25 protein-coding genes and 1 tRNA gene are annotated in these 24,840 nt (G+C 67.2%); 13 read left to right on the top strand and 13 right to left on the bottom strand.

From position 1 onward, the window contains the following. Positions 1-15: 15 nt before the first annotated feature. From ACQR1X_RS31850 to ACQR1X_RS31825, 6 genes are all read right to left on the bottom strand, one after another. On the bottom strand, positions 16-1,290 hold the full coding sequence (locus tag ACQR1X_RS31850) for an MFS transporter (RefSeq protein ID WP_434880576.1): 1,275 nt from the start codon (positions 1,288-1,290) through the stop codon (positions 16-18). Between the two features lie 40 nt (positions 1,291-1,330). Further along, entirely contained in the window at positions 1,331-1,984 is a 654-nt protein-coding gene (locus ACQR1X_RS31845) for a hypothetical protein (protein WP_434900303.1), read from the bottom strand. A gap of 45 nt (positions 1,985-2,029) precedes the next feature. Next, on the bottom strand, positions 2,030-2,731 hold the full coding sequence (locus ACQR1X_RS31840; RefSeq protein ID WP_434900310.1) for a hypothetical protein: 702 nt from the start codon (positions 2,729-2,731) through the stop codon (positions 2,030-2,032). A gap of 113 nt (positions 2,732-2,844) precedes the next feature. After that, the gene (locus tag ACQR1X_RS31835; RefSeq protein WP_316216087.1) at positions 2,845-4,203 is read right to left on the bottom strand and encodes a sigma-54-dependent transcriptional regulator; all 1,359 of its coding nucleotides are present in this window, start codon (positions 4,201-4,203) and stop codon (positions 2,845-2,847) included. Next, positions 4,188-5,633, bottom strand: coding sequence for a sensor histidine kinase (locus ACQR1X_RS31830; RefSeq protein ID WP_434880573.1), 1,446 nt, complete (start codon positions 5,631-5,633; stop codon positions 4,188-4,190). Before ACQR1X_RS31830 ends, ACQR1X_RS31835 begins: the two co-directional genes overlap by 16 nt. A gap of 114 nt (positions 5,634-5,747) precedes the next feature. Then, positions 5,748-8,213, bottom strand: a complete 2,466-nt coding sequence (locus tag ACQR1X_RS31825) for a PAS domain S-box protein (RefSeq protein ID WP_434900302.1) — start codon at positions 8,211-8,213, stop codon at positions 5,748-5,750. A 226-nt stretch (positions 8,214-8,439) separates the two neighbouring features. On the opposite strand from ACQR1X_RS31825, the gene ACQR1X_RS31820 reads away from it, so the two are divergent. The 5 genes from ACQR1X_RS31820 (at position 8,440) to ACQR1X_RS31800 (ending at position 13,314) form a co-directional block, all read left to right on the top strand. After that, the gene (locus ACQR1X_RS31820; RefSeq protein WP_434900301.1) at positions 8,440-9,567 is read left to right on the top strand and encodes a zinc-binding metallopeptidase family protein; all 1,128 of its coding nucleotides are present in this window, start codon (positions 8,440-8,442) and stop codon (positions 9,565-9,567) included. A gap of 68 nt (positions 9,568-9,635) precedes the next feature. Further along, the gene (locus ACQR1X_RS31815; protein WP_434900300.1) at positions 9,636-9,863 is read left to right on the top strand and encodes a hypothetical protein; all 228 of its coding nucleotides are present in this window, start codon (positions 9,636-9,638) and stop codon (positions 9,861-9,863) included. Between the two features lie 157 nt (positions 9,864-10,020). Next, positions 10,021-12,036, top strand: coding sequence for an acetyl-CoA carboxylase biotin carboxylase subunit (locus tag ACQR1X_RS31810; RefSeq protein ID WP_434847795.1), 2,016 nt, complete (start codon positions 10,021-10,023; stop codon positions 12,034-12,036). A gap of 112 nt (positions 12,037-12,148) precedes the next feature. Then, entirely contained in the window at positions 12,149-13,015 is an 867-nt protein-coding gene (locus tag ACQR1X_RS31805; RefSeq protein WP_434900299.1) for an isocitrate lyase/PEP mutase family protein, read from the top strand. Continuing rightward, positions 13,012-13,314 carry an acylphosphatase gene (locus tag ACQR1X_RS31800; protein ID WP_315804918.1) on the top strand — a complete coding sequence of 101 codons (303 nt, stop codon included), beginning with the start codon at positions 13,012-13,014 and terminating at the stop codon, positions 13,312-13,314. The genes ACQR1X_RS31805 and ACQR1X_RS31800 overlap by 4 nt, the downstream gene beginning before the upstream one ends. A gap of 24 nt (positions 13,315-13,338) precedes the next feature. Here the strand turns inward: ACQR1X_RS31800 and ACQR1X_RS31795 are convergent, their stop codons facing one another. Further along, complete coding sequence (locus ACQR1X_RS31795) at positions 13,339-14,148, bottom strand: class I SAM-dependent methyltransferase (RefSeq protein ID WP_434874563.1); 810 nt, start codon at positions 14,146-14,148, stop codon at positions 13,339-13,341. 149 nt (positions 14,149-14,297) lie between these two features. Here ACQR1X_RS31795 and ACQR1X_RS31790 point away from each other — a divergent pair, with 149 nt between their 5' ends. The 3 genes from ACQR1X_RS31790 to ACQR1X_RS31780 are packed head-to-tail and all read left to right on the top strand — an operon-like array spanning position 14,298 to position 16,977. Beyond that, complete coding sequence (locus ACQR1X_RS31790) at positions 14,298-14,867, top strand: GbsR/MarR family transcriptional regulator (protein ID WP_315804920.1); 570 nt, start codon at positions 14,298-14,300, stop codon at positions 14,865-14,867. 17 nt (positions 14,868-14,884) lie between these two features. Further along, on the top strand, positions 14,885-15,544 hold the full coding sequence (locus tag ACQR1X_RS31785) for a DUF4166 domain-containing protein (protein WP_316216094.1): 660 nt from the start codon (positions 14,885-14,887) through the stop codon (positions 15,542-15,544). Next, a complete protein-coding gene (locus ACQR1X_RS31780; protein ID WP_434900298.1) occupies positions 15,541-16,977 on the top strand; it encodes a TIGR01777 family oxidoreductase in 1,437 nt (478 codons plus the stop codon). Before ACQR1X_RS31785 ends, ACQR1X_RS31780 begins: the two co-directional genes overlap by 4 nt. Before the next feature lie 13 nt (positions 16,978-16,990). Here the strand turns inward: ACQR1X_RS31780 and ACQR1X_RS31775 are convergent, their stop codons facing one another. Continuing rightward, on the bottom strand, positions 16,991-18,037 hold the full coding sequence (locus ACQR1X_RS31775) for an AraC family transcriptional regulator (RefSeq protein WP_434900297.1): 1,047 nt from the start codon (positions 18,035-18,037) through the stop codon (positions 16,991-16,993). A 59-nt stretch (positions 18,038-18,096) separates the two neighbouring features. Then, the gene (locus ACQR1X_RS31770) at positions 18,097-18,954 is read right to left on the bottom strand and encodes a LysR family transcriptional regulator (protein WP_434838308.1); all 858 of its coding nucleotides are present in this window, start codon (positions 18,952-18,954) and stop codon (positions 18,097-18,099) included. A 108-nt stretch (positions 18,955-19,062) separates the two neighbouring features. On the opposite strand from ACQR1X_RS31770, the gene ACQR1X_RS31765 reads away from it, so the two are divergent. Beyond that, positions 19,063-19,491: a tautomerase family protein gene (locus ACQR1X_RS31765; RefSeq protein ID WP_434900296.1), complete on the top strand. Its 429-nt coding sequence runs from the start codon at positions 19,063-19,065 to the stop codon at positions 19,489-19,491. A 2-nt stretch (positions 19,492-19,493) separates the two neighbouring features. Here the strand turns inward: ACQR1X_RS31765 and lipB are convergent, their stop codons facing one another. After that, entirely contained in the window at positions 19,494-20,216 is a 723-nt protein-coding gene (gene lipB, locus ACQR1X_RS31760) for a lipoyl(octanoyl) transferase LipB (protein WP_434838307.1), read from the bottom strand. A gap of 65 nt (positions 20,217-20,281) precedes the next feature. Between lipB and ACQR1X_RS31755 the strand changes: the two genes are divergently transcribed. Both ACQR1X_RS31755 and ACQR1X_RS31750 read left to right on the top strand, forming a co-directional pair. Next, positions 20,282-20,530 carry a FliM/FliN family flagellar motor switch protein gene (locus ACQR1X_RS31755; protein WP_315717718.1) on the top strand — a complete coding sequence of 83 codons (249 nt, stop codon included), beginning with the start codon at positions 20,282-20,284 and terminating at the stop codon, positions 20,528-20,530. A gap of 136 nt (positions 20,531-20,666) precedes the next feature. Further along, a tRNA-Leu gene (locus ACQR1X_RS31750) sits at positions 20,667-20,751 on the top strand. 787 nt (positions 20,752-21,538) lie between these two features. On the opposite strand, the gene ACQR1X_RS31745 is transcribed toward ACQR1X_RS31750, so the two are convergent. The 3 genes from ACQR1X_RS31745 to ACQR1X_RS31735 are packed head-to-tail and all read right to left on the bottom strand — an operon-like array spanning position 21,539 to position 23,621. Next, positions 21,539-22,036, bottom strand: coding sequence for a nuclear transport factor 2 family protein (locus ACQR1X_RS31745; RefSeq protein WP_434900295.1), 498 nt, complete (start codon positions 22,034-22,036; stop codon positions 21,539-21,541). Beyond that, complete coding sequence (locus tag ACQR1X_RS31740; RefSeq protein WP_434900294.1) at positions 22,033-22,887, bottom strand: SDR family NAD(P)-dependent oxidoreductase; 855 nt, start codon at positions 22,885-22,887, stop codon at positions 22,033-22,035. The genes ACQR1X_RS31745 and ACQR1X_RS31740 overlap by 4 nt, the downstream gene beginning before the upstream one ends. Further along, positions 22,884-23,621 carry an SDR family NAD(P)-dependent oxidoreductase gene (locus ACQR1X_RS31735; protein WP_434900293.1) on the bottom strand — a complete coding sequence of 246 codons (738 nt, stop codon included), beginning with the start codon at positions 23,619-23,621 and terminating at the stop codon, positions 22,884-22,886. The genes ACQR1X_RS31740 and ACQR1X_RS31735 overlap by 4 nt, the downstream gene beginning before the upstream one ends. Positions 23,622-24,020: 399 nt before the next feature. Here ACQR1X_RS31735 and ACQR1X_RS31730 point away from each other — a divergent pair, with 399 nt between their 5' ends. Both ACQR1X_RS31730 and ACQR1X_RS31725 read left to right on the top strand, forming a co-directional pair. Beyond that, the gene (locus ACQR1X_RS31730; protein WP_434900292.1) at positions 24,021-24,317 is read left to right on the top strand and encodes a putative quinol monooxygenase; all 297 of its coding nucleotides are present in this window, start codon (positions 24,021-24,023) and stop codon (positions 24,315-24,317) included. 134 nt (positions 24,318-24,451) lie between these two features. Further along, a complete protein-coding gene (locus ACQR1X_RS31725; RefSeq protein ID WP_434900291.1) occupies positions 24,452-24,742 on the top strand; it encodes a hypothetical protein in 291 nt (96 codons plus the stop codon). Positions 24,743-24,840 lie beyond the last annotated feature (98 nt).

The raw sequence follows: 24,840 nt of genomic DNA, 5'->3' as shown, positions 1-24,840 counted from the left end.
GATCGATAGAGCAAATCATTCGGCGGGGATAGCGGGCGAGGGCGCCGCGTTCGGGAGGGCGGCCTCTGCTCCACCGGTCTCGGGGAGCAGCAGCCAGCACACGATCACGGCGAGGGCGGCAGCCGCGCCGAGCGCCAGGAATGCGGCGCTGTAGCCGCCATGGACCACGACCTGGCCGGCGAGCGCGGTCGACAGCGCCGCGCCAATGCTCTGCGCCGTGATGACCGCGCCCTGGGCGACGTTGAAGCGGCCGGTGCCGCGCATCAGGTCGGCGACGATGACCGGCAGGATCGCGCCGAAGATGCCGGCGCCGACGCCGTCCAGCAACTGCACGCCGACCAGCCAGGCCTTGTCGTCGGACAGCGTATAGAGCACCGCGCGCAACGGCAGGATCAGCAGCGCCGCCAGGAAGAAGCGCTTGTGACCCCAGCGGTCGGCGCGGGCGCCGACCAGGAGCGCCATCGGCACCATCACGAGCTGGGCGGCGGCGATGCAGGCCGACATCAGGCTGGTGCCGAGATTCTTGTCCTGCAGCGCCAGCTTCTGGCCGACCAGCGGCAGCATGGCGGCGTTGGCGAGGTGAAACAGCGCGACGCAGACCGCGAAGATCAGCAGCGGACGGCAGGTCAGGAGAATGTCCAGGCCCGACGGCTGCTCGCCTTGGCCCGCTCGGTTGCCCTCCGCCTGATGCGCCAGCCCGCGCGCGACGTCATGGTCGATGGCGCGCTCGGGGATGGCGAGCACGCTGATGAGGCTGCCGGCCGACGTGACCGCCATCAGGTAGAACACCGCCGATGGTCCGAGCGCATAGGCGGCGGCCCCGGCGATCACGGCGCCGACGGCATTGCCGGCATGGTTGAAGGTCTCGTTGCGGCCGACGCGCGCCGTGAAGGCCTTGGCGCCGACGATCCCGAGCGACACAGCCGCGATCGCCGGGGCGAAGATCACGCCGGCGGCATTGGCGATGCTCTGCGAGATCGCGACCGGCCAGAAGCTCGTCATCAGCGGCAGCAGCAGGGACGCCGCCGTGACGATGATCGCGGCAACGATCATGACCAGCCGTTTCGCCCTGGTCGCGTCGACCAGCGCGCCGGCCGGCGTCTGCGCGGCGATGCCGGCGATCGTCGCCAGCGACATCACCACGCCGATCGAGGCCTCGTCCCATTTCTGCTCGGTCAGGAGATAGATCGCAAGATAGGGCCCGAGGCCATCGCGCACGTCGGCCAGGAAGAAATTGGCGGCGTCGAGCGCGCGGCGCGCCCGGCGCGTGGTAGTCTCATCCTGTGACATGCTCTCAGGCCTCGGTCCCTCGTTGCGTCAGTGCAGGCGATCACGCGTGCGCGTGATCGTGCTTGGGCCCATGCTTGTGCTTCGGTCCGTGCTTCGGTCCGTTCTTGGGACCATGCTCAGGGCCCTTCTTGGGGCCATGCTTGAGCGGCTTGAGGCTCTTCAGGTCCGGGCCCGCCTCGCGGGCGTGGATGACCCGGCCGAAGCGCGTGTCGATGCCGTCGCCACGAACCGCCAGCGTCGCTTTCGGCGCGAGCAGCTCGGCAATCTCCTTGGCTTCCTTCGGCCCGATGCGCACGACGGTGCCGTCGGTCAGCAGCGCGCCGCGCAGCTCGCCCTTGGGGCCGAACAGCGACAGCCGCACCTTGCCTTCGACGTCCATCCGGTGATGGTCGTGCTTGGGGTGCTCGCGCTCCTCGTCCGGGCCGTGGTCGATGATCTGCCGGCCATCTTCAGCCGACACGGCGACCGCCGCGAGCAGTTGCGCCCCGCGCGGCTTGACGCCCCGCGCGCCGACCGTATCGCCCGCCTTGATGTGGTGCGTCAGCTCCGCCGCCATATGCGGCGGCGTATGGACGAGGATTTCCTTGTCACCTGCCCGCATGACGAAGCCGTCGACCTCGCCATGCGGATTGAGCACGAAGCGTTCGAGCACGCCGTTCACGAGCGGCAGGCTTTCAGGGTCGATCCAATGCATGTTCGTCTCCTGTGTTGCGTTCGTTCGTGATCGAAGGGAAAGAAATCAGCCGCGCGGCGGAGGCGGCGGCGGGCCGAGCCGGTCGGGGCCGCCTTTCGGGCCGCGTGGCGGGCGCGGACCGTCGATCTCCGTCATCTGATCCGGCGAGGTGCCGATGGCCTTGACGTCGACGAGCTTGCCGAGGGCGGTCTCGAGCAGGTCGCCGCGCACCGAGATCGTCTGTCCGGGATGCAGCCAGTCGGCGAGCCGTTCGGCTTCGGGCGGCGGCAGGCGGAGCGACGTGCCGTCATCGAGCACCGCGCCGTTGACCTCGCCGCGCTTGCCGTGCAGCACCGTGGCGATCCGTCCGCTGACCGTCTGGTCGGCGCCGTGCCGGCCGGGGCGGTCGGGCGGACCGTCGTCCACGACGGTCTTGCCGGTCGCGATGTTGGTGATCGAGGCCGCGTCGACCAGCGGCAGCGCGCGGGCGCGCAGGCCGCGGATCGAGACGCCGTCGCCCGGCCGGATCGTGAACACGACCTGAGCCGTCAGATGCGGCGGCAGCTTCACCTCGGTGCCGTCGTTGAGGATCAGTCCGTCGACATCGCCGCGCGGCGTCAGCGTGTATTGCTTGACGATCCCCCGTGTCTCCGGAAGCTGCGATGCGTCCCACGTCGCATCCGGCGGGGACAGTGGTGCCTGGGCGCTGGCCGCAGTCATGCCGCAGCCCGCTGCGGCGAGCATCAGCGCGGCCATGATCGGCGTCATCTTTCGCGTCATCCTGGAACTCCTTTTGGCAGGGGTGACGCAAGATGGTTCGCAACGGCCGTGCCAAGTGCCGGACGACGACAAATCAATGGGTTGCATGACGGCTGGGGGCGCTAGGCGTCGTCTTTCCCGACGGCGCGCGTCGGATTTCCTGACGCCTGCTCGTCACCCAGACCGTAGCGCTGCATCTTGGTGTAGAGCAGTTGCCGGTTGATCTTGAGCTGTCGCGCCGCTTCGGTGCGGTTGCCGCCGCACGCCGCCAGCGCGCGGCGGATCAGGCGCTCTTCCAGCCGGGCCACCGCCGCCGGCAGGTCCGTCGAAGTCTCCGTCTCCTCGTCATGCGGCGCGTCGGTGATGTCGAGATCGTCGGCGTCGATCAGGACTCCTTGCGTCAGCACGCAGGCGCGTTCGATCACGTTGCGCAACTCGCGGACATTGCCGGGCCAGGGCGCATGAGCGAGCTTGTCGATGGCCGCGTCGGTCAGTTGCGGGCGCGGCCGTCCCTCCGACGCCAGCGCCAGGAAATGGCCGGCCAGCGGCAGGATGTCCTGGGCGCGCTCGCGCAGCGGCGGCAGCTCGATCGGGATCACGTTGAGGCGGTAGTACAGATCCTCGCGGAAGGCGCCGCTCGCGACCAGCCTGGCGAGATCGCGATGCGTGGCCGCGACGACGCGGGCCGACACCTTGACCGGCTTGCCGCCGACCGGCGTGATGACGCGCTCCTGCAGGGCGCGGAGGATCTTGGCCTGCATCGACGGCGGCATGTCGCCGATCTCGTCGAGGAAGAGGGTGCCCGACCCGGCATCGCGGAAGGCGCCGGCGCGGTCGGAGCTGGCGCCGGTGAACGATCCTTTGACGTGGCCGAACAATTCGCTCTCGAGCAGATCGCGTGGGATTGCGGCACAGTTGACGGCAATGAAGGGAGACGCGCTGCGCCGGCTGTGGACATGAAGCGCGCGCGCGACCAGCTCCTTGCCGGTGCCGGTCTCGCCGCGGATCAGCACCGTCGCGTCGGCATCGGCTGCGCGGCCGATCGTCTTCTGCACCCGGCGCATCGCCTCGCTGGTGCCGATCAGTCCGCTGTCGTCGGCGGAGGCCGTGTCCTGCTGCTGAGACCGGCGCGGCGGCAGCCGCGCGATCAGCTCGCGCAGCGCGTCGCGGCCGATCGGCTTCACCAGATGATCGAACGCGCCGAGCCGCATCGCCTCGATCGTGTTCTCAGGGCTGGCATAGGCGGTCAGCACGATCACCGGAGGCGCATCGCCATCGGCGCGGATGCGGCGCAAGGTCTCGATGCCGTCGAGCCCCGGCATGCGCAGGTCGAGCAGCACGGCATCGGTCGCGGGAGACACCATGCCGGTCGCTTCGCGGCCGGAGGCGGCCGTGATCGCCTCGTGGCCGAGATCGGTCAGCGTCTCCGCCAGCCCGTCGCGTAGCGCCGCATCGTCGTCGACGATCAGGATGGTTGCCATGGCAGGGAGATCTCGAAGCTGGTGCCGGTGCTGACAGGGGCGAGTTGCGCATCGCCATGATGGGCGCGCGCGATCTCGCGCACGATGGCAAGTCCAAGCCCGGTGCCGTCGGCGCGGGTGCTGACGAACGGCTCGAACAGGCGATCCCTGATGCCGGGGGCGATGCCCGGGCCGCTGTCGGTGACGCGAAACAGCAGGCGTCCATCGGCGATCTCGGCTGCGACGACGATCTCGCCGCCCTCGGGGGTGTTCTGGATCGCATTGAGGATCAGATTGTCGAGCGCGCGCTGCAGCTGCGCGGGATCGAAGCAGCACCGCGCGGAGGAGGGCGCGACGGCGCGGAGCGACTGGCCGTGGCGCGCGGCAACATCGCGGTGCGCTTCGATCGTGGCCTGCAGGAAGTCGTCGAGCTCGACGGGACGGGTCTTCGGCTGGCTCGCCTGGGTCATCGCCAGGAGATCGCGCAGCAGCGCGTCGAGCCGCGCCACCTGCTGCAGGATCGCTTCGAGCGCGCCGGCCTTGCGCGCAGGGTCGGGAGAGGCGAGCGCGTTCTCCGCCTTCAGGCGCATCGCCGCGATCGGATTGCGGATCTCGTGGGCGAGCGTGGCCGACAGCCGGCCGACGGCTGCGAGGCGCTCGGCGGCGGTGGCGCGCATGCGCTCCGCCGAGAGGCGATGGCCGGCATCGTTGACGGCGTCGACGAGGCGGTCGAGCTCGCGGGCGCCGGTGTGCGGCAGTTGCGGCAGGTCGGCATTGTCCGTCGGCTCGCCCAGCGCCGTCTCGATCATGGCGATGCGGCGTGACCACGACACCAGGATCCAGGCCAGCCAGATCGCCGAGCCGAGCAGCGTCGCCGCCAGCACGATCAGCCCGATCAGCAGATGCGTGTAGGCCGGACCTTCGGCCGCGGCGGCGCGGGTCATGGTCCAGGCGGTGACGTTCTGGAGCGGACCGCGCAACGGGCAGGCATGAACGATCAGGGTCTGCGACCGTCCGGCATTCTTTGTCGTGAAGGGGCGGCCGCTGCGCTGCGCGTCGCTGTTGATCTGCTTGATGACGCTGAGCTCGGCGGCCGGCAGGTCGGTCTTGGGTCCGGTGCCTTCGTAGGTCGGATAGGCATAGGCCAGCGATCCGGTCTCCGTCTGCCAGATGCCGCCTTCGACACCGGGGGTCGCGGCCAAGGCGGACTGCACCAGCGGGATCAGATCCTGCTTCAGGCTGTCGTCGACCGGCGCGCCGCGCCAGCCCGAGACGAAGAACTGATAGCGGTCGGCGATGTCGCGGCAGCCGCGCGTCACGAGATCCTGCGCGCGCGCCACGCGAGCGTCGTTCGACTGCTGGAACGACTCGACCAGGAGATACGCCGTCGCCGCGCCAGAAACTGCCAGCATGAGCCAGAGCGCCGACAGCCGCGAGCGAAGGGAGCGCATCAAATGGTCCGCAATGACATTGGATGACCGAGTGCGGCGCGACGCGCGGACGCGGTTCACGGCACATCTGCGGAACAGAACGTCCGATCGGCAATGTTGGTTCCCGATGCCGGCTCAGCGCGGCAGCGGCGCCTTCTCGGCCATCGCCTTGCGCAGGATGCGCGACAGCGATTCCACCGAATACGGCTTCTTGATCAGCTCGAAGCCGTGATGGGCATTCTCGGCGAGCACGTGGCTGTAGCCGGATGTCAGCACCACCGGCAGGCCGGGATAGCGGTCGCGGATGATGCCGGCAAGCTCCAGGCCGTTGATGCCGGGCATGATGACGTCGGAGAACACGAGGTCGACGGCGAATTCGTCGTTCGCCAGGATTGCCAGCGCATCGGTGGCATTGGCGACCCGGCGCGTGACGTAGCCGAGGTCCTCGAGCAGCTCGGTCGAGAACTGCCCGACCTCGTCATTGTCCTCGACCACGAGCACGCGGTAGCCGCGCCCGATGGTCGCCGGCTCGATGCGCGCGGCGCCGGCTTCCGCGCCGGATTGCGGGGCTGTGGCCTGCGGCAGGTAGATCGTGAAGGTCGCGCCGTGGCCGATGCTGCTCTCGACCGCGATGTCGCCTTCGGACTGCTTGGCGAAGCCGAACGCCTGGCTGAGGCCGAGACCCGTGCCCTTGCCGACCTCCTTGGTGGTGAAGAAGGGTTCGAAGATCGCGTTGAGATGTTGAGGCGCGATGCCACCCCCGGTGTCTGCGACCGAAATCGCGATGAAGGCCCCGGGTCGGGTGCCATGACCGCGCAAGGCCGGGATGCTTTCGGTCCGCTGCACGCCGATCTTCAGATGTCCTTCACCGTTCATGGCGTCGCGCGCATTGACGGCGAGATTGATCAGCGCGGTCTGGAATTGCGCGACGTCGGCGAGAGTGAACAGCCCGCTGTCCGTGACCGCGAGCTCGATCTGGATGCGGCTGCCGACCAGAGGACGGATCAGTTGCACGACGTTCTCGACCTGCTCGCCGACATTGAACACCTGCGGCGTCAAGGGCTGCCGCCGGGCGAAGGCCAGGAGCTGCGCGGTCAGCTTCGAGGCGCGCTCCACCGTCTCCGAGATCGCGTCGACATAGCGCCGGCGCCGCTCCTCGGGCAGATCGCGGCGGCGCAGGAAGTCGGTGGCCGAGCGGATGATGGTGAGCAGGTTGTTGAAGTCGTGGGCGACGCCGCCGGTGAGCTGGCCGACCGCCTCCATCTTCTGCGACTGTCGCAACAGCTCCTCGCCCTGGATGCGCTCGGTGACGTCGACGGCCTCGGCGACCGCACCGGTGACCACGTCATGCTGGTCGAACAGGGGCCGCATCGACAGCTCGAAATGCCGCTGGCCGCTGGCGAAGTCGAGCCGCATCTCGGTCCGGAAGCTCTCGCCGGCGAGCACGCGGGCGAACGCCTTGCGCAGCATCTCGGTCACGCCCGGCGTATGGGTGAACCAGGGCGCATCCCAGAGCGGCTGGCCGATGACGTTCACTTCACCGGCGCGCATGCCGGCGACCGCGATGCGGTTGGCATGCATCACGCGGCCCTCGACGTCGAGGATGGCCTGATACTGATTGCTGGTGTCGAAGATCGCGCGCATGCGCGCTTCATTGGCCTCGAGTTGGGCGGTGCGCTCCCTGATACGCTCTTCGAGGGTCTCGTTGACGCGGCGCAGCTCGATCTCGGCCTGCTTGGCGGCCGTGACGTCGTGAGCGACGCCGATGAACCCGACATGTTTGCCGTTCGCATCCCAGCGCGGCTGCGATTCCGAGCGCAGCCAGCGCCATTCCCCGTCGGCGCGCCGGTAGCGCGCCTCGAGGAAGAACGGCTTCAGCGAGCACTCTCCCGACTGCTGCTGCGCGAGGATGCGCGGAAGGTCCTCGGGATGCAGCACCTTGCGCCAGTCGAAGGCCAGCGCCTCGTCAGGGGCTAGGCCGAGGAAATCGATATAGGCGCGATTGACGAAGGAGCGGGTGCGGTCGAGCTTCGTCACCCAGATCGGCACCGGCGCGCTGTCGGCGATCAGCCGGAAGCGCTCCTCGCTCTCGCGCAGCTTGGCCTGCGCCAGCATCTGGTCGGTGACATCGATATGCGCGCCGACCAGACGGATCGCACGGCCGTTCCAGTCACGCTCGATGCGGGCGATGACGCGGACCCAGCGGATCTCGCCGTCGCTGGGACGGATGATGCGGTATTCGGTGGTGTAGTCCTCCTGATCGCTCTTCACCGCGGCGATGAAGTCCCGCTCGGCCTTGACGCGGTCGTCGGGATGGACGCGCCTGACCCAGTCTTCGTGAGTCTCGTGGACGGCCTCCGGCGGCAGGCCGTGAATGATCAGGTATTCGGGGGAGCGGCGGTTGCGGAAGCCCTCGCGCAAATCGACCTCGACGCCGCCGACCCGGGCGATGCGCTGAATGCGCGCGAGCTCCGCCTCGCGCTCCTGCAGCGCCCGGTAGGCCTGATCGCGATCGCGGGCGATCTCCTCAATATGCTGGCGCAGCGCGTCGGCGGCAGCCTCCGGCCTCACGTCGTCTCTGGGCGCATCCGCGCTGTTCATGCTGACCTGTACTGGTGTGGCGAGCAGTCGTCCGAGAATTCCACCGCGGGTGTTCGGAAGCGTGGCGACATTGGGTTCAAGGAAAGCAAACTGGGCAGAGATTAAGGCGGGCAAACGACCGCATGACGTGAACGTCGGGGCAGATAAAAAGTTCCGCGCTCCCGGAACGGACTGTTACTGTCGTGCGTCGTCAGGCCCTGAACTCCGCAACACGTAGGTCCATACCGTGAAGCTCTTCGTCTGTCAGGCCTGCAAGAACATCCTGTATTTCGAGAATCGCAGCTGCGGTCGCTGCGGCCATCAGCTCGCCTTCATGCCGGAGCGCCAGACGCAGTCGGCGATCGAGCCGGCGGAGGAGGGGTTTCGGACGCTCGCCGACCACGGGACGGGGCGCTTCTTCTGCGCCAATGCCGAGCACGACGCCTGCAACTGGCTGCTCGAGATCGGAGAGACCGCAGGCTTCTGCCGCGCCTGCCGGCATAACGGCACGATTCCCAATCTGTCTGATCCCGCGCAACTCGCCGGATGGCGAGAGCTGGAGGTGGCCAAGCACCGGCTGTTCTACTCGCTGATCCGCTGGAAACTCCCTGTGAAGACACGGATCGAGGATCCCGAGCACGGGCTGATCTTCAACTTCCTCGCCGACGACCCCGCCGGCCAGCAGAAGGTCATGACCGGCCACGACAACGGCCTCATCACCATCGCGCTGGCCGAGGCCGACGATTTCGAGCGCGAGCGGCGCCGGCTGGAAATGGGCGAGCCGTACCGGACCTTGCTCGGTCATTTCCGCCACGAGGTCGGGCACTATTTCTGGGACGTGCTGGTGCGCGATGCCGGCCGGCTCGACGAATGCCGGGCGGTGTTCGGCGACGATACCCAGGACTACGGCGAGGCACTGAAGCGGCACTACGAGCAGGGGCCGCCGGTGAACTGGCAGGACAATTTCGTCTCCGCCTACGCCACCACGCATCCGTGGGAGGATTTTGCCGAGACCTGGGCGCACTACCTCCACATCGTCGATACGCTGGAGATGGCCTCCGAGTTCGGTATCGAGATCGATCCGCCCGCCGACCAGATCGGCGGACTGACAGCGCGCGTCACCTTCGATCCGTATGTCGCGGAGGACTTCGACACCATCGTCAACGCCTGGCTGCCGTTCACCTTCGCCATGAACAGCGTCGCGCGGGCGATGGGCGCGCGCGATCTGTATCCCTTCATCCTGACGCCGCCGGTCATCGGCAAGCTCGGCTTCATCCACCGCCTGGTGCGGCAGGGCGGCCAGGAGACGTCCGTCACCCTGGCGCCCGAAAAGCCGCAGGCCGAGCCGCAGCATCAAGAGATCGGGGCGGCGTGATCCGCCTTGACTCCAGAGAACATAAAGTGAACATGACGGCGTGACCGGAGCGAGGACCGCCATCGCGCATGCAGCCCAGATCGCAATCCAACACCGATGCTCAAGCCACGGACGCTGAATACCTCGCGCTGGAGGCCGCAGTGGATCAGGCCATTGCCGCCTGCGGGGGCGACCTGCGCGCGGCCATTCGGGCCCTGATTGTTGCGAACGATTTTCTCGAGACCGAGGTCGGTGAGCTCATGAAGGCGGTGTCCCACGCCTATGCCCGCGGACGTTTCCACAGCTATTCCGGGTAACGGCAATGCCTGCGGCTGGCATGCCTCGCCGGACGGCACGGTCGGAACGAGAGGCGGGTTGCGCGCGGGCGATTTTGGTATAGACGAACCGATCAAGCTCGCGGTGTGACGCCTGTGCCACGAGCGGGGAGCCCGCCCAAAGGTATCAAGCAAGAACATGTTCAAAACCATTCTGATTGCGAACCGCGGCGAGATCGCCTGCCGGGTCATCAAGACTGCCCGCCGCATGGGAATCCGAACCGTTGCGGTCTATTCGGAAGCCGACCGCGATGCGCTGCATGTCGAGATGGCAGATGATGCCGTGCTGATCGGCCCGCCCGCCGCCGCCGAGAGCTATCTCCTCATCGACCGCATCGTCGAGGCCTGCAAGAAGACCGGCGCCGAGGCGGTGCATCCGGGCTACGGCTTCCTGTCCGAGCGCGAGGCTTTCCCGCGGGCATTGGCCGAGGCCGGCATCGTCTTCATCGGCCCGAACCCAGGCGCGATCGCCGCGATGGGCGACAAGATCGAATCGAAGAAGGCGGCCGCCAAGGCCAAGGTCTCGACCGTGCCCGGCTTCCTCGGCGTCATCGAGGACGACAAGCACGCGGTGCGCATCGCCGACGAGATCGGCTACCCCGTGATGATCAAGGCCTCCGCCGGCGGCGGCGGCAAGGGCATGCGCATCGCGCATTCGACCGCCGAGGTCGCCGAGGGCTTCAATCTCGCCAAGGCCGAGGCCAAGGCCTCGTTCGGCGACGATCGCGTCTTCATCGAGAAGTTCATCACAGATCCGCGCCACATCGAGATCCAGGTGCTCGGCGACAAGCATGGCAACGTGATCTATCTCGGCGAGCGCGAATGCTCGATCCAGCGCCGCAACCAGAAGGTCATCGAGGAGGCGCCGTCGCCGCTGCTCGACGAGGAGACGCGGCGCAAGATGGGCGAGCAGGCCGTGGCGCTCGCCAAGGCGGTGAACTACGACTCAGCCGGCACCGTCGAGTTCGTCGCCGGCCAGGACAAGAGCTTCTACTTCCTCGAGATGAACACGCGCCTCCAGGTCGAGCATCCCGTGACCGAGCTCGTCACCGGCATCGATCTCGTCGAGCAGATGATCCGCGTCGCCGCCGGCGAGAAGCTTTCGCTTGCGCAGAAGGATGTGACGATGACCGGCTGGGCAGTGGAATCCCGCGTCTATGCGGAAGATCCGTTCCGCAGCTTCCTGCCGTCGATCGGCCGCCTCGTGAAGTATCGCCCGCCGGCGGAGAGCAAGGCTGACGGCATCACCGTGCGCAACGACACCGGCGTGCAGGAGGGCGGCGAGATCTCGATCTATTACGATCCGATGATCGCCAAGCTCGTCACCCATGCGGAGTCGCGGGCTGCCGCGATCGAGGCGCAGTCGACCGCGCTCGATGCGTTCTATGTCGACGGCATCCGCCACAACATCCCGTTCCTGTCGGCGCTGATGAACCATCCGCGCTGGCGCGAGGGCCGGCTGTCGACCGGGTTCATCGCCGAGGAGTTTCCCAAGGGCTTTGCCGCGCGTGCGCCGGAAGGCGAGATCGCGCGCCGGCTGGCGGCGGTGGGTGCTGCGATCGACCACGTGCTCGGCGAGCGCAAGCGGCAGATTTCGCAGCAGATGATCGGCCGGCCTGTGAAGCGACAGGGCCGCCGCGCGGTGTGGCTCGGGCGCGACGAGATCCTGCTCGACATCACCAGGGAGAACGGCGCGATCACGGTCCGCTTCGTCGGGGGCGACGGCAAGGTCGGCCCGGCGCATCAGCTGGTGTCGGATTGGAAACCGGGCGATGCGGTCTGGCACGGCACCATCGATGGCGCTGCCATCGCCGTGCAGACGCGCCTGATTGCGAACGGTGTGCGGCTCGCGCATCAGGGCGTCGAAGCACCGGTCTACGTCTACACGGAAACCGAGGCGACCGCGGCGCGGCTGATGCCGGTCGTCACCGCGGGTGATAGCGGCAAGAAGCTGCTGTGCCCGATGCCCGGCCTCGTGGTCTCGATCGCCGTGACCGAAGGGCAGGAGGTCAAGGCCGGCGAGACGCTGGCCGTGGTCGAAGCCATGAAGATGCAGAACGTGCTGCGCGCCGAGCAGGACGGCACGGTGAAGAAGATCCACGCGACCGCCGGCGCGACGCTCGCGGTGGACGCGCTGATCCTGGAGTTTGCGTAGTAAGTCTAACCGCCGTCATTGCGAGCGAAGCGAAGCAATCCAGGGCCCAGCAAGAGACTCTGGATTGCTTCGTCGCTTCGCTCCTCGCAATGACGGAGAGAGGTAGGGCGTGATGACGTTCCGTACTCGCCGAGAAGCGTTGCGCACAATCCTCGCCAGCGATCGCTGCGTCCATCCCGGCTCCGTTTACGACGCGATTTCGATCCGCGTTGCCGAGGACCTCGGCTTCGAACTCGGCATGTTCGGCGGCTCGGCGGCTTCGCTCGCCGTCCTCGGCGATCCCGACATTGCCTTGATCACCTTGACCGAGCTCGCCGAGCAGATGCGGCGGATGTCGCGCGCGGCAGCGCTGCCGGTGCTGGTCGATGCCGATCACGGCTACGGCAATGCGATGAACGTGCGCCGCACGGTGCAGGAGCTGGAAGCGGCCGGTGCCGCGGGTCTCACCATCGAGGATACGCTGCTGCCGCAGGCTTTCGGCGAAGCGAAGCCGCAACTGATCTCGCTGGCCGAAGGGGTCGGCAAGGTGAAGGCCGCGCTCGACGGCCGCGGCGATCCCGCGCTGGTCATCCTGGGACGGACGGGCGCGGTCTCCATCACCTCGCTCGACGACGCGATCGCGCGAGCCAGGGCGTATGAGGCCTGCGGCGTCGACGGGCTGTTCTTCACCGGCATCACCTCGCGCGATCAGCTCGACGCGATCGCGGCCGCCACCACGCTGCCGATCGTGCTCGGCGGTGCGCCGGAGGAGATGTCCGATCTCGGCTATCTCGCCTCGCGCCGTGTCCGCGTCGCGCTGCAGGGCCATGCGCCGATCGCCGCCGCGACGCAGGCGGTGTATGAGACGCTGAAGGCGCTGCGTGACGGCGTCTCGCCGAAGCAGCTCAAGGGGCTGCCGTCGGCCGAACTGACGGCACGCTTGATGCGCGACGCCGATGTGAAGAAGCGCCTGCGCGATTTTCTGGGGCTCGGATCATGACCGATCGCGCCATCGTCCACGTCATGGTTCGCGGCCGCGTCCAGGGCGTCGGCTACCGCGCATGGGTCGAGGACCAGGCCATCCTCAACGGCCTCGAAGGCTGGGTGCGCAATCGCAGCGATGGCAGTGTCGAGGCGTTGTTCGCGGGTCCCTCGGACGACGTCGCCGCCGTGTTGGCAGCCTGCCGCGAGGGACCGCCAGCAGCGCGTGTCGATGCCGTGATGGAAAACCCGGCGACGGCCGATCAGCTCAAACCGCGCCGGCCGGGCGAGGCGTTCTCCGTGTTGCCGACGCTCTAACGACACGGCGCGCGAGCCCGTCGCTCACTCCGCTGAGATCACCAGCGCCTGTATCCGGCCTTCGATGGCACCCTCGCCAAAGCGGCGCGCCAGCGCTTCCGCGGTCGCCTGCGTCACGGCGGCGAGGCCGGGCCTGCCGCGCGCTTCGATCTCGCCGCGCATCGGCGTGCCCTGGCAAAATGCCATGGCCGGGTCCTGAGGCGAAGCCGCGCGGCTGCGATGCGTCACCGTCTCGATCGCGATGTCCGTGAAGCCCGCTGCGGTCAGATCGGCCTCGATCCGCCCGGCATCGAAATAGCCGTGCGGAGTCCGGGTGAAGAACTGCGGCGGGCTTTCGGGGAAGACCTGTTGCAACGTCTCGTGAACGACGTGAGGAATTTCATTCTCCTCGATCCGGTCCCAGACGTTGAAGACGAAACGTCCGCCGGGCCGGAGCACGCGGCGGGCCTCCGCATAGCCCTTGACGCGATCGGGGAAGAACATCGCGCCGAACTGACAGGCGACGGCATCGAAGCTCGCATCGGCAAAGGGCAGGGCCAGCGCATCGGCTTGATGAAATGCGATGCGGTCCGCAGCGGCGAGATGGGTCCTCGCCTGCGCGAGCATCGGCTCGTTGAGATCGGTGGCGGTGATCCGGACCTCCGGCGGCAGTTGAGCGTGCAGGGCCCGCGTCACCACGCCGGTGCCTGCCGCCGTCTCCAGTACGTCGCGCGGCAGGTACGCCGCGATGCGCCGCGCGAGGTCCAGCGCGTAGGGCGCGAAGATCAAGGGAACCATCAGTTGATCGTAGATCTGCGGGATCGATCCAGTGAACGCCTTGTCGGATGCCGTCATGGCTTGCTCCTGTTGCAGAGGGGGGCAGGCGGGGAACCGGGCGGTCGGCAGGCGCAAAATGTGCGCCGTAACATCCGTCTGGCCGGCCGCCAGTCCGGTTCAAAGCCGCGCCTCTTGACATTCACTCTCTTAAGTCAGATATTTCTGTTATGACAGAAATTGCAGGTCATCGAAAACTTCCTCCCGCCGTCGAGCGCTTCATCCTCAACTGGGGCGACATGGGCGACCAGTGGGGCGTGAACCGCTCGGTGAGCCAGATCCACGGGCTGCTGTACCTCGCCGAGAAGCCGATGACGGCGGAGGACATCGCCGACACGCTCGGCATGGCCCGCTCCAACGTCTCGAACTCGCTGAAGGAGCTGCTCGCCTGGGGCTTGATCCGGCGCGTGCCGATCCTCGGCGACCGCCGCGATCATTTCGAGGCCGAGACCGACATCTGGGAGGTGGCGCAGCGGATCGCGGCCGGCCGCAAGGAACGCGAGATCGATCCCGCCATCGCGGCGCTGCGCGCCTGCGTCGCGGAGGCGACCGGCGATCCCGCGATCAGCGCGGTCGCAGCCAAGCGGCTGAAGGACATGCTGGCGTTCACCGAGCTGGTCGACCGTTGGTACGTGCAGATGCTGAAGGTGCCGCGGCCGCGCCTCGTCACGCTGATCAAGCTCGGCGAGAAGATCGTCAACCTGCTGCCGTCGGGAAGGTCCAGGTCCGGCAGCGTTTGAAGAGAGTGGAGGGCGTCATGGTGACCATGCGACATCCCGGACTTTCAACGCCCGCCAGCGCCAGGCTTCATGATGATCACAGGTTTCGTGCGCTGCTGTCGGCCGAGGATTGGGGACGGCTGCCGGTGTCGATCTGGCGCCGCTTCTCCAAGCGCCTCGCCGATGGCGCCACCGTCGTCTATGTCGGCGAGGTCGATCAGGCCGAGATCAGCCGTGCCGGCTTCTGGTTCGCGCATCTGGCGCGGCTGATCGGCGGGCCGCTGCCGACGCGCGCGAACATCGGCGTGCCGATGATCGTCGCGGTGACCGAGGACGCGGCGAGTGGCGGCCAGATCTGGACGCGCATCTGCGGGCGCCCGCATGGCTTCCCGCAGGTGATCCATTCCGCCAAGCGCTTCGCCGGTCCGACGGGGCTCGAGGAATATCTCGGCTGGGGCCTCAGCATGAGCCTGCGCGTCGGCGTCGCCGATGGCGCGCTTCATTTCCATAGCGCCGGCTACACGTTCGACTTCGCCGGCCGGCGCTGGGTGCTGCCGGCATGGCTCACGCCCGGCGACCTCACCGTCACCCATTCCGATCTCGGCAGCGGCGTCTTTCGCTTCTCGCTCGAGATCGTCCATCCGCGCTTCGGGCGCATCATGCGCCAGAGCGCCGTGTTCCGGGAGTCCGCACCATGACGCCGCTGCTCTGGTCCCTGATCGCGCTTCAGATCGTGATGGGCGTGTTCGACACCTTCTATCACCATGAGTACACCGAGCGCCTGGCCTGGCGCCCGTCACAGCGGGGCGAGCTCAAGCTGCACGGCGTCCGCAATGGGCTCTATGCGCTGCTGTTCGCCGTCCTCGGCTGGTGCGAGGTGCATGGATTGTTCGCGATCCTCGTGCTCGCGGTGCTTCTGGCCGAGATCGCTATCACCCTCACCGATTTCGTCGAGGAGGATCTGACGCGCAAGCTGCCGCCGAGCGAACGCGTCAATCACACACTGCTCGCCATCAACTACGGCGCGATCCTCATGCTGCTGGTGCCGCTGCTGATCGGCTGGGCGATGCGGCCTTCGGTGATCGTGCCGGCCTATGCCGGCGTGCTGAGCTGGATTGCTGCTGCTGCCGCGGTTGGCGCCGCGCTGTGCGGCCTGCGCGACTTCGCCGCGGCCCGGCGCCTTGCGCGGATGTCGCAGCCGGATGCGGCCGGGCTGGTCGCGGCGCTGCCGCCAGCGCAGACCATCCTGATCACGGGTGCGACCGGTTTCATCGGCGCGCGGCTGGCGGCCGGTCTCGCCGCGGCCGGCCATCACGTCGTCGCCCTGGTCCGCGACCCGGCCAAGGCCGCAGTGCTGCCGGCGCCGCTGACCTTGATCACCAGCCTCGATCAGCTCGCCTCCGGCACCCGTATCGACGCGATCGTCAACCTGGCCGGCGAGCCGATCGGCAACGCGCCGTGGACCGCGGCCAGGCGCGCGACGATCCTGCAGTCCCGGCTTGCTACGACGGAAGCGGTCGTATCCCTGATCGCGCGGCTCGACCGCAAGCCGAAGGTGTTGGTCAACGGTTCGGCGATCGGCTGGTACGGCCTGTGGCAGGACCAGCCTCTGACCGAATCGGCCAAGTCGCATGCCTGCTTCAGCCATGACCTCTGCGACGCCTGGGAACAGGCGGCGCGCGGTGCCGAAGCGCACGGTGTCCGCGTCGCATTGCTGCGGATCGGGCTCGTCGTCGGCCGCGACGGCGGCTTCCTGGCGCGGATGCTGACGCCGTTCGAGTTCGGCCTGGGCGGGCCGTTCGGCTCCGGCCTGCAATGGATGTCCTGGATCGAGCGCGACGATCTCGTTCGGCTGATCGCGCATGTGATCGCGACCGATGACATCACCGGGCCGGTCAATGCGACGGCGCCGCTGCCGGTGCGCAATCTCGCCTTCACCGCCGAGCTCGCGCGCTGCCTGCGGCGTCCGGCGCTGCTGCGTGTTCCCGCCGGCCTCTTGCGCCGGATCGGCGGCGACTTCGCCGAGGAGCTCTTGCTCGGCGGCCAGCGCGTGGTGCCGAACAAGGCGCTGTCGAGCGGCTTCGTGTTCCGGCATCAGAGCCTGCGCAGCGCGCTCGAATCCATCCTGTGAGCGGCCGAATGCGTCACGACCGCTCGCCCCGCGCCATCGTCGCCGATGGCAGCTCGCCGAACGTGGCGCGATAGTAGCGGGCGAAGTGTCCGGCATTGGCGAAGTTGCAGGCGGCGGCGGCCGCCGCCACCGTGATGGCGGGATCGCCGGAGCGCAGCATCTCGTGGGCGCGCCGTAGGCGCACCGATTTGGCAAAGGCCATCGGCGAATAGCCGCGCACACGCTCGAACAGGCGGAAGATCGACCGGACGCTGACGCCGGCCTCGCGCGCCAGCCGCTCGATCGTGATCGGCTCGCGCCAGTTGGCCTCGATATAGTCCTCTAGCCGCTTGACCAGGCCGAAATCCGGCATCGGAGAGGGATCCAGGAGCGTGTCGCGGAAACGATGACGGCTGGCGCAGAGGAAGGCGACATGTACCGCATCCTCCAGCTCGCGATAGACTGCGGCGGGGAACGCCGTATCCTGCTCGTTGAGCTGGGTCGTCAGGAAGTCCAGCAGCCGCATCAGGCTGCGGGCCTGCGGATCGGCGGCCGGAATGGCAGGGTCGATCACGAAGTCGGTGCGCGGCTGCACGCCGACCAGCGCCGTGAGGCGCCGTCGCAGCGCCTGCGGATCGAGCCGCAGGGTCAGTCGCCGATGGCCGCCCTGGCATGCCATCTGCCATGGCACGCCGGCCGGCGCGACCGCGAACTGATGCTCATTGACGTCGGTCGCCTCGCCGGGAGTGCAACTGACCGCGCGTCCCTTCAGGGCGATCTGCACTCTGGTGAAGTCGGCGGCGCGATGGTCGCAGACCATGTCGCAGGTCGTGGTGCCGAAGGCGAGACCGATGGTCTCGAGTTCGATCAGGTTGACGATCGCCTCGAAGCGCTCGGCGTTCCTGAAGTCGACGCGCTCGGCGCCGAGCCGGCGCCCCGCGAGGTCGCGCAGCACGTCGGCGTTCGAGGTCCGGATCAGCGCGTGGCGATGCAATGGTTCGAGGCCGGTCGCGCCGGTCGAGGCCGGGCTCGGCTTTGCTGGGGCGCTGACGATGTCAGCTGCGGTCAAGAGACGGTTCAAGCCGCTGCTCCTGAACTCCGATTATTAACCCATGCTACATCAGGTCCTGTCGGCGTCAATTACTTCGACATCGCGGCGCTTCGGAATGCCGCGGCCAGCGTGCGCAAGGCCGCGCGCTTGGCCGCATCTCCCGCCTTTGCATGCAGCATCACCTTGGAGCGGCCAAGCTTGGGCAGGCCGAGATCCGTTCCGATATCGATCAGTCCGCTGGGTGCGATCCGGCGGGCCAGCGGCGCAATCGCAAGACCGGCGCGCGCGGCGGCCGCAACGGCCGTCACCCCGCCGCCGACGAACGTCTCGCTGAAGCTGATTCGCGCGCGCTCGAGCGCGCGGACCGCGATGCTGCGCACGCCACAGGGCGGTGCGAGCGTGGCGAGCGGCAGCGTGCCGCCGGCCGGCAGACGAAATCTGGGCGCTGCGAACCAGCCGAACTCGTCCGTGATCAACGCCTCGCCACCGCGGCGGCTCGCCTCCTGGCGGACGATCACGGCGTCGAGCTTGCCGGCATCGTAGCGGTCGAGCAGGTCGCGCGAGAAGCCGATGCTGACCGACAGGACGAGGTCCGCCATGGCAGCATGCAACTGCTCGAGCATCGGCACCAGCTCGGGGCCGGCGACGTGATCACTGATGCCCAGCGACAGCAGCGGCCGGATGCGGGGGGCCCCGGTGAGCGCGAGGTCATGCGCGGCAACCAGCGCGCGGGCGTTCTCGGCGAAGGCCGCGCCGTCGGCGGTGAGCCGGACCGCGCGCGGCGAACGCTCGACCAGCCGCTTTCCGAGCAGCGCTTCGAGCCGCTGCAGCTTGAGACTGACCGCGGCCTGGGTGGTGCCGAGCGTCTCGGCCGCCCGGGTGAAGCTGTGCAGGTCGCTCACCAGCAGAAAGGCGCGGACGGTCGCGATGTCGAGCGTGGCGGTCATATGAACTCGTTATCATTGATATCCATATCGATAAGATACCAAAATGAGCGGCGCGCGGCTAGCTTTGCTCCCGAAGCGCAGTCACGCGCTGGATACCGGGAGCCAACCATGCCGTTGATCAACATCGTCTATGCCAGCCAGCGCCGCTCGCCCGGGCTGAAGAAAGACATCGCGGAGGCCGTCACCGAACTGACCGCGCGCATCCTGCGCAAGGATCCCAAGGTCACCGCCGTCATCGTCTCGGAAGCGGACGCCGCGGACTGGTTCGCCGGCGGCGCCTCGCTGGCGGAGCAAGGGCTCGCCAGCTACTGGATCGACGTTCACGTCAGCGAAGGCACCAACACCAAGGACGAGAAGGCCGCCTATCTCGCCGCGGTGTTCGCGCGCATGGCCGAGCTGATCGGCCCGCTGCATCACGAGACCTATCTGCATGTCGACGAGGTCAAGGCGGATGCCTACGGCTTCGGCGGCCTGAGCCAGGAGCGCCGCTATGTTGCGGCGAAGCTCGACGTCCCGCCGCAGCAGGGCGCCGCGTGAGCTCATGCCGTCTCCGGCTGCGCGACGCTGACGGCGCCGAACACGCTCTCGAACGCCTGTCGGAACGCGACGTCGACATCGGCGAGCGTCACCGGCAGGCCGAGATCGACCAGGCTGGTGACGCCGTAGCGCGGATCGGTCACGCCGCAGGGCACGATAGCCTGGAAGTGCGACAGGTCCGGCTCGACATTGATGGCGATGCCGTGGAAGGTCACCCAGCGCTTCAGCCGCACGCCGATGGCGGCGATCTTGTCCTCGTGGCCCTCGCCCTTGTCGGGCCGCTTGACCCAGACGCCGACGCGATCCTCGCGCCGCTCGCCGCGCACGTTGAAGGCGTCGAGGGTGCGGATGATGGTCTCCTCGAGCGCGGCGACATAGGCGCGCACGTCGGGGCGCCGCCGCTTGAGGTCGAGCATGACATAGGCCACGCGCTGGCCGGGGCCATGATAGGTGACCTGGCCGCCGCGGCCGGTCGGCACCAGCGGAAAGCGCGGATCGCGCAGGTCTTCGGCCTTGCCCGACGTGCCGGCGGTGTAGACCGGCGGATGCTCCAGCAGCCAGACCATCTCCGCGGCCTCATGGGCGGCGATCGCGGCCGCCCGCGCCTCCATGAATTCGGTCGCCCGGGCGTAGTCGACCGGCGAATCGGAGATGCGCCAATCCACGGCGTTGCCGGGAGGGCCCGCAAAGGTGGTCAGGTCGAGTGTTTCGCGGCTGTTAACCATTGGCTAACCACAACATGGTGATGTCTGGGCAATCAAAATCCAGTCGTGACTTCGGTGGTCCTGCAGTGTCAACCCTCGATAAAGTGACAGTCGACCTGATGGTCGTTCTCGGCACCTGCTCCATGCCCATCCACCAGGTTCTGCGCCTGTCCCGCGGCGCCATCATCGAGCTGGATGCCACCGAGGCCGACGACGTCAAGGTGCTCGCCAACAATCTGCCGATCGCAAATGGGGTGGTGCTGGTCGACCGCAACCGCATCGCGGTCGAGGTCAAGCAGATGCTGCCGCGCTCGCCGACGCCGACGTCGCGATAGCGCGCCACGGCCCACGCCAAAACCGTCCACAATCCGGTATTTTAGGGCAGGGCGGGCCTTGTCCCCCTGACATCGATTTGATACACGGGCGCCACTGATCCGGTGCCGTCCTTCCTCTGGCCCCGGCTTCTTCTTCGCGCTCGTGGCGGAATTGGTAGACGCGCTGCCTTGAGGTGGCAGTGGGTAACACCGTGGGGGTTCGAGTCCCTCCGAGCGCACCATCCCTCTCTCCCCAGACTTCAAATCTGTTTGCGGTTTGTTCCGGCCTCGCGCCTTTGGTTCGGGCGATGGGCTGCGGTCCCGCGGCGCGATGGCGTCCGAGTTGTGCCGGTCGTTCCGCCCTCGAGAATGAGAGGGCGCGGGGAATGCCGGGCGCTGGCCGCACCCATGGCCCGCCTGCGAAAAAAATGCAGGCGGCAGGAACCACAGGTTCAGCCGAGACATCCCGGCATTCCCCGCGCGATGGTTTTCACGCTTATGTCGCGATCTCCCCGGTGTCCGGCTTTTTAGCCACCGTCGCCCTCGGGATCATCGCCCGACGACTTGGCGCCAGCATCGGGGCGCCAGGACCACGCGTCTTCACGTCCGCAAACCTGCCGTTCGTCGGCGGGCCCGTGAGCCCGCTGCAGCACGCCTGCGGCCACCGCATCCCCAGACCCCACGTCTCGTGACGATCGCGAAGCGCCCCTCTCGGCGGGTCCAGGATGGCGATACACAAACATAGTTTCTGAAAAAAAGCAACAGGATTATTTTATTCAGAAGTTGCCGGCAGGTTCAGATCAGCTTGATGACGTCTGATGGAACCCGTCGCGCCGGGCGCCCCGACTCCGCCGCAGTGACGTTGCCAGGGCAAGTGACCCCGCAGCGACGCGTGCCCAGCGTTGGCGCCAGTCCGGGCGGACCGGGGCATGGCCCGTGAAAGATCGTGCATGACGCCGTCCTTGTCGGCGCCGCTATCACGTCTGACGGAGCTCGGCCGTCAAATCAACAGGCCTGAGTTCGTGCAGCTCAGGTCTGGGCCGGCCTGGTCGCTGCCGCGGCTTCCCAGCTGGGCTCGACCGGGACCATGTACCAGGTCGTCAACACGACTTTCGAAAACAGCCAACGGCCGTTTTCCCTGACATATTCATCGTCGAACCGGCCGCCGACCATGAGGCTCTTGCCGTTGAGAACGGGGCGCCCGTCGAGATGGCTGTAGCCTCTGCCGTGGTCGCCATCGATTTCGACGACGTGCGCGTGGATGAATTGACGCGCCCATTTGATCGGGAAGTTGAGGAAGAAGTCGCGGATCGCCTCGCGGCCAGTCACCGACGGCCGACCGCCATAGGAGACGGTGGCGTTCTCCGCAAAGAGATCGGCCAGTTCGGCGACGCGCTCCTGGTTGACGTATTCGTGGTATGTGCAGCGCAGTGTCCGGATCGCCTCGCGATCGTCATGCTCGGCAACGCGTTTCTCGAGCGCCTCGATCCTGGCTCTGAGGTCGGCGGTCTCGTTTGAATTGCTCATGGTTCATCCGTCGACGCAAGGAGGCCGTCTGGCTGGTGGTGATGTTGATCACCGATGATGTTGCGGAGCCGCTCCTCGACCCGGAGCCGCACCGAGGGATGCGGAAGGATGTAGAATTCGTCGTCGTGGATGGCCTGGATCGTCATGCTGGCCACATCGGCGGCGCTGACCTCGGATGCCTCCATTCCCGCTCTGACGCGCTGATCAAAGGGGGCGCTGTCCGGATTGGTCGCGGCCAGATGGACCGGCCGATGTCGGCTGGAATCGACAATGGCCGTCCTGACCAGCGAGGGGCACAGCACGTTGACCTTGAGATCAGATCCGGCAAGCTGAAGGTCCTTCGCAAGGCACTCGGACAGGGCGACGACCGCGTGCTTGCTGGCGCAGTAGACGCCGGAGCCCGCAACGGTGCTCAAGCCCGCGGCCGAGGCCGCGTTGACGATGTGTCCCTCGTCGCCCGCAGCCATCATGCGCGGCACGAAGCTGTGAATGCCGTTGGCAACGCCGAGGAGATTCACTCCAAGCACCCATGTCCAGTCCTCGGGGGTGGCCGACCAGACCGGGCCAAGCGCTGCGACGCCGGCATTGTTGAAGAGCAGGTGAACGTTGCCGAACTCGTTAAACGCGAGGTCAGCAAGGCGCTGAACGGCCTTGACGCTGGACACGTCGCACTGCGCGGTGCGCACGGCGATGCCGCTCGGCATCAGCTCCTTCGTGGCGGAAAGCCCGTCGACATCGACGTCGGCGAGAACCAGCTTCATTCCCTGCGCGGCACAGGCCGCAGCCAGCTCGCGGCCAATGCCGCTCGCAGCCCCTGTGATCACCGCGACCTTGCCCTCCAGCTGCTTCATGCCGCCGTGATCCCGCCGTCGACGGTGAAGACCGATCCGGTGATGTAGCTCGCGGCGGGTGAGGCCAGCAGCAGGCTGACGCCGGCGATCTCGTGGGGCAGCCCAAGCCGGCGCATGGGAACCATGGCCTCGAGCGGCGCCGTATGGGCCTCGTCCAGCAGGCGGCCACCGCCAAGCCCTGTCCGGAAAAAGCCGGGTGCGATGGCATTGACCTTGACGTCGAACGTGGCGAGCTCGAGCGCGGCCTGCCTGACCAGGTTCACCACCGCGGCCTTGGCGGCCGCATACGCATAGGCGGTCGCTGCCGAGCCTCTTAATCCTCCGACCGACGCCGTGACCACGATCCGACCGCCGCGCTGCGCCTTCATGTGACGGGCCGCAGCCTGGATGGTCGCGAACGCGCCGGTCTGGTTGATGGCAATAACGTCATTCCAGGCTGCGAAATCGACGTTCTCGATGTGGCCCTGCGGCAATCGAATTCCGGCTCCCCCGCTGATGCCGGCGTTCGCGAACATGACGTCGAGCCGGCCCTTGCGCGCGATGACGTCATCGACCGTCCGCCGGATGGCGTCTGGATCTGCGACATCGACCGTCGCGTTCTCTGCCCCCGGGATGATCTCCTCGCCGATCCGCCTCAGTTCGGTCTCGTTCCTGTCAACCAGGATCAAATCGGCACCATTGGCTGCCATGGTCCGGGAAATGGCCAGGCCAAGTCCGCTCGCCGCGCCGGTCACGATGGTGACCAAGCCCTCGACTGAGAAGAGGCGTTCGGCCGTCAGCAACATCGGGTCTTCTCGTTTCGACATGGTTGCCCGTTGCGCCTCCGGCCGTGCCGCGTCGTGACGCCGCCAAGAGACAAGCACAGATCATGGCCGAGACTGTCGCAATCGCGACAATCGATGCACTAAATCACCTTAGCTTGAGCGGGCGAGGGCGCCGGGACGCAGGTCGCCGCGTGCAAGAAAATCAACTTCGCGGGGAAACGACGGTCAGCATGACAACCGAGGCAACCAATGTTCTGGCGTCCATCCCAGGCGCCGAGGTCTCGACGTCCGCACGATCCCGCTCATGCCATTCGCCGAGGACAGCCATCCGGCGCCTTCTGAGGAACACAAGAGTGAGGATGTGAGCCGATGATCATCGTTGTGGGGTCTGTGGACGGGCTTGGCGAAAACTTTGATCGTCTGATGAAGGTCAGCCTGGAGCATGTGCATCGTTCGCGTATGGAAGACGGCTGCGTGGAGCACACCGTGCAGGTCGATTGTGAAAACTCGCTCCGTCTGCGCTTCTTCGAGCGCTGGCGTGACGCCATCGCGCTCGAGGCGCATTTCGCCCGACCCGGGTCACGGGCGTTCGTGCAGGAGGTCGCCAAGCTGTGCGCGAGACCGCCCGTCATGACCATCTATGAGGCCGAGGAAAAATCGTTCTAGCGCTGGCGGGCCGACTCGCGCTGGGGTGGGCCTACACCGCCGGGAGCCCGGCCACCTCGATTGATCTCCGCTACACTGATATGGGATGACAGATGTCGCGACAGCGACCATCCCGTCTTCATGTGTGGCGACGAATGAACAAAGCGGTCCTCAAGGCTGTTCTGCGCAGGAACAAGTGGTTTGCTGGCCTTTCTCCGTCATTGGCGGACAACATTCTTCGTCTGGGTCGCGTTCGAAACGCGGACAACTCCCTGATCTATTCCGCGAGCGACTCCCGGGACGGAGTGATTGCCCTGGTGTCGGGGCAGGTGCGCTTGACCAGCTTTTCGCTGTCCGGCAATCCCTCCTTCCTGCTGATCTCTTCGCCTGGGTCGTGGATCGGCGTCACCTCTGCTGGACTGCACCCCTCAAGTGAGACACGATAATCTCAGTGACAATGGGTAAAGTCATCGCATCGTGTTTTGCTTGAACGCGGCTTCGAACTCAAGGGGAGATCGATAGCCGAGGGCCGAATGCAAGCGCT

Origin of the sequence: Bradyrhizobium sp. HKCCYLRH3073, assembly GCF_051167995.1 — a bacterium.
In the GTDB taxonomy this organism is placed as follows: domain Bacteria; phylum Pseudomonadota; class Alphaproteobacteria; order Rhizobiales; family Xanthobacteraceae; genus Bradyrhizobium.
This window is presented reverse-complemented; position numbering and strand designations above follow the sequence as displayed.

Excerpts from the sequence above, each read along its gene's own strand:
- ACQR1X_RS31850 (WP_434880576.1), bottom strand. The coding sequence starts at position 1,290 with ATGTCACAGGATGAGACTACCACGCGCCGGGCGCGCCGCGCGCTCGAC.
- ACQR1X_RS31845 (WP_434900303.1), bottom strand. The coding sequence starts at position 1,984 with ATGCATTGGATCGACCCTGAAAGCCTGCCGCTCGTGAACGGCGTGCTC.
- ACQR1X_RS31840 (WP_434900310.1), bottom strand. The coding sequence starts at position 2,731 with ATGACGCCGATCATGGCCGCGCTGATGCTCGCCGCAGCGGGCTGCGGC.
- ACQR1X_RS31835 (WP_316216087.1), bottom strand. The coding sequence starts at position 4,203 with ATGGCAACCATCCTGATCGTCGACGACGATGCGGCGCTACGCGACGGG.
- ACQR1X_RS31830 (WP_434880573.1), bottom strand. The coding sequence starts at position 5,633 with ATGCGCTCCCTTCGCTCGCGGCTGTCGGCGCTCTGGCTCATGCTGGCA.
- ACQR1X_RS31825 (WP_434900302.1), bottom strand. The coding sequence starts at position 8,213 with ATGAACAGCGCGGATGCGCCCAGAGACGACGTGAGGCCGGAGGCTGCC.
- ACQR1X_RS31815 (WP_434900300.1), top strand. The coding sequence starts at position 9,636 with ATGCAGCCCAGATCGCAATCCAACACCGATGCTCAAGCCACGGACGCT.
- ACQR1X_RS31810 (WP_434847795.1), top strand. The coding sequence starts at position 10,021 with ATGTTCAAAACCATTCTGATTGCGAACCGCGGCGAGATCGCCTGCCGG.
- ACQR1X_RS31805 (WP_434900299.1), top strand. The coding sequence starts at position 12,149 with ATGACGTTCCGTACTCGCCGAGAAGCGTTGCGCACAATCCTCGCCAGC.
- ACQR1X_RS31800 (WP_315804918.1), top strand. The coding sequence starts at position 13,012 with ATGACCGATCGCGCCATCGTCCACGTCATGGTTCGCGGCCGCGTCCAG.
- ACQR1X_RS31795 (WP_434874563.1), bottom strand. The coding sequence starts at position 14,148 with ATGACGGCATCCGACAAGGCGTTCACTGGATCGATCCCGCAGATCTAC.
- ACQR1X_RS31790 (WP_315804920.1), top strand. The coding sequence starts at position 14,298 with ATGACAGAAATTGCAGGTCATCGAAAACTTCCTCCCGCCGTCGAGCGC.
- ACQR1X_RS31785 (WP_316216094.1), top strand. The coding sequence starts at position 14,885 with ATGGTGACCATGCGACATCCCGGACTTTCAACGCCCGCCAGCGCCAGG.
- ACQR1X_RS31780 (WP_434900298.1), top strand. The coding sequence starts at position 15,541 with ATGACGCCGCTGCTCTGGTCCCTGATCGCGCTTCAGATCGTGATGGGC.
- ACQR1X_RS31770 (WP_434838308.1), bottom strand. The coding sequence starts at position 18,954 with ATGACCGCCACGCTCGACATCGCGACCGTCCGCGCCTTTCTGCTGGTG.
- ACQR1X_RS31765 (WP_434900296.1), top strand. The coding sequence starts at position 19,063 with ATGCCGTTGATCAACATCGTCTATGCCAGCCAGCGCCGCTCGCCCGGG.
- lipB (WP_434838307.1), bottom strand. The coding sequence starts at position 20,216 with ATGGTTAACAGCCGCGAAACACTCGACCTGACCACCTTTGCGGGCCCT.
- ACQR1X_RS31745 (WP_434900295.1), bottom strand. The coding sequence starts at position 22,036 with ATGAGCAATTCAAACGAGACCGCCGACCTCAGAGCCAGGATCGAGGCG.
- ACQR1X_RS31740 (WP_434900294.1), bottom strand. The coding sequence starts at position 22,887 with ATGAAGCAGCTGGAGGGCAAGGTCGCGGTGATCACAGGGGCTGCGAGC.
- ACQR1X_RS31730 (WP_434900292.1), top strand. The coding sequence starts at position 24,021 with ATGATCATCGTTGTGGGGTCTGTGGACGGGCTTGGCGAAAACTTTGAT.
- ACQR1X_RS31725 (WP_434900291.1), top strand. The coding sequence starts at position 24,452 with ATGAACAAAGCGGTCCTCAAGGCTGTTCTGCGCAGGAACAAGTGGTTT.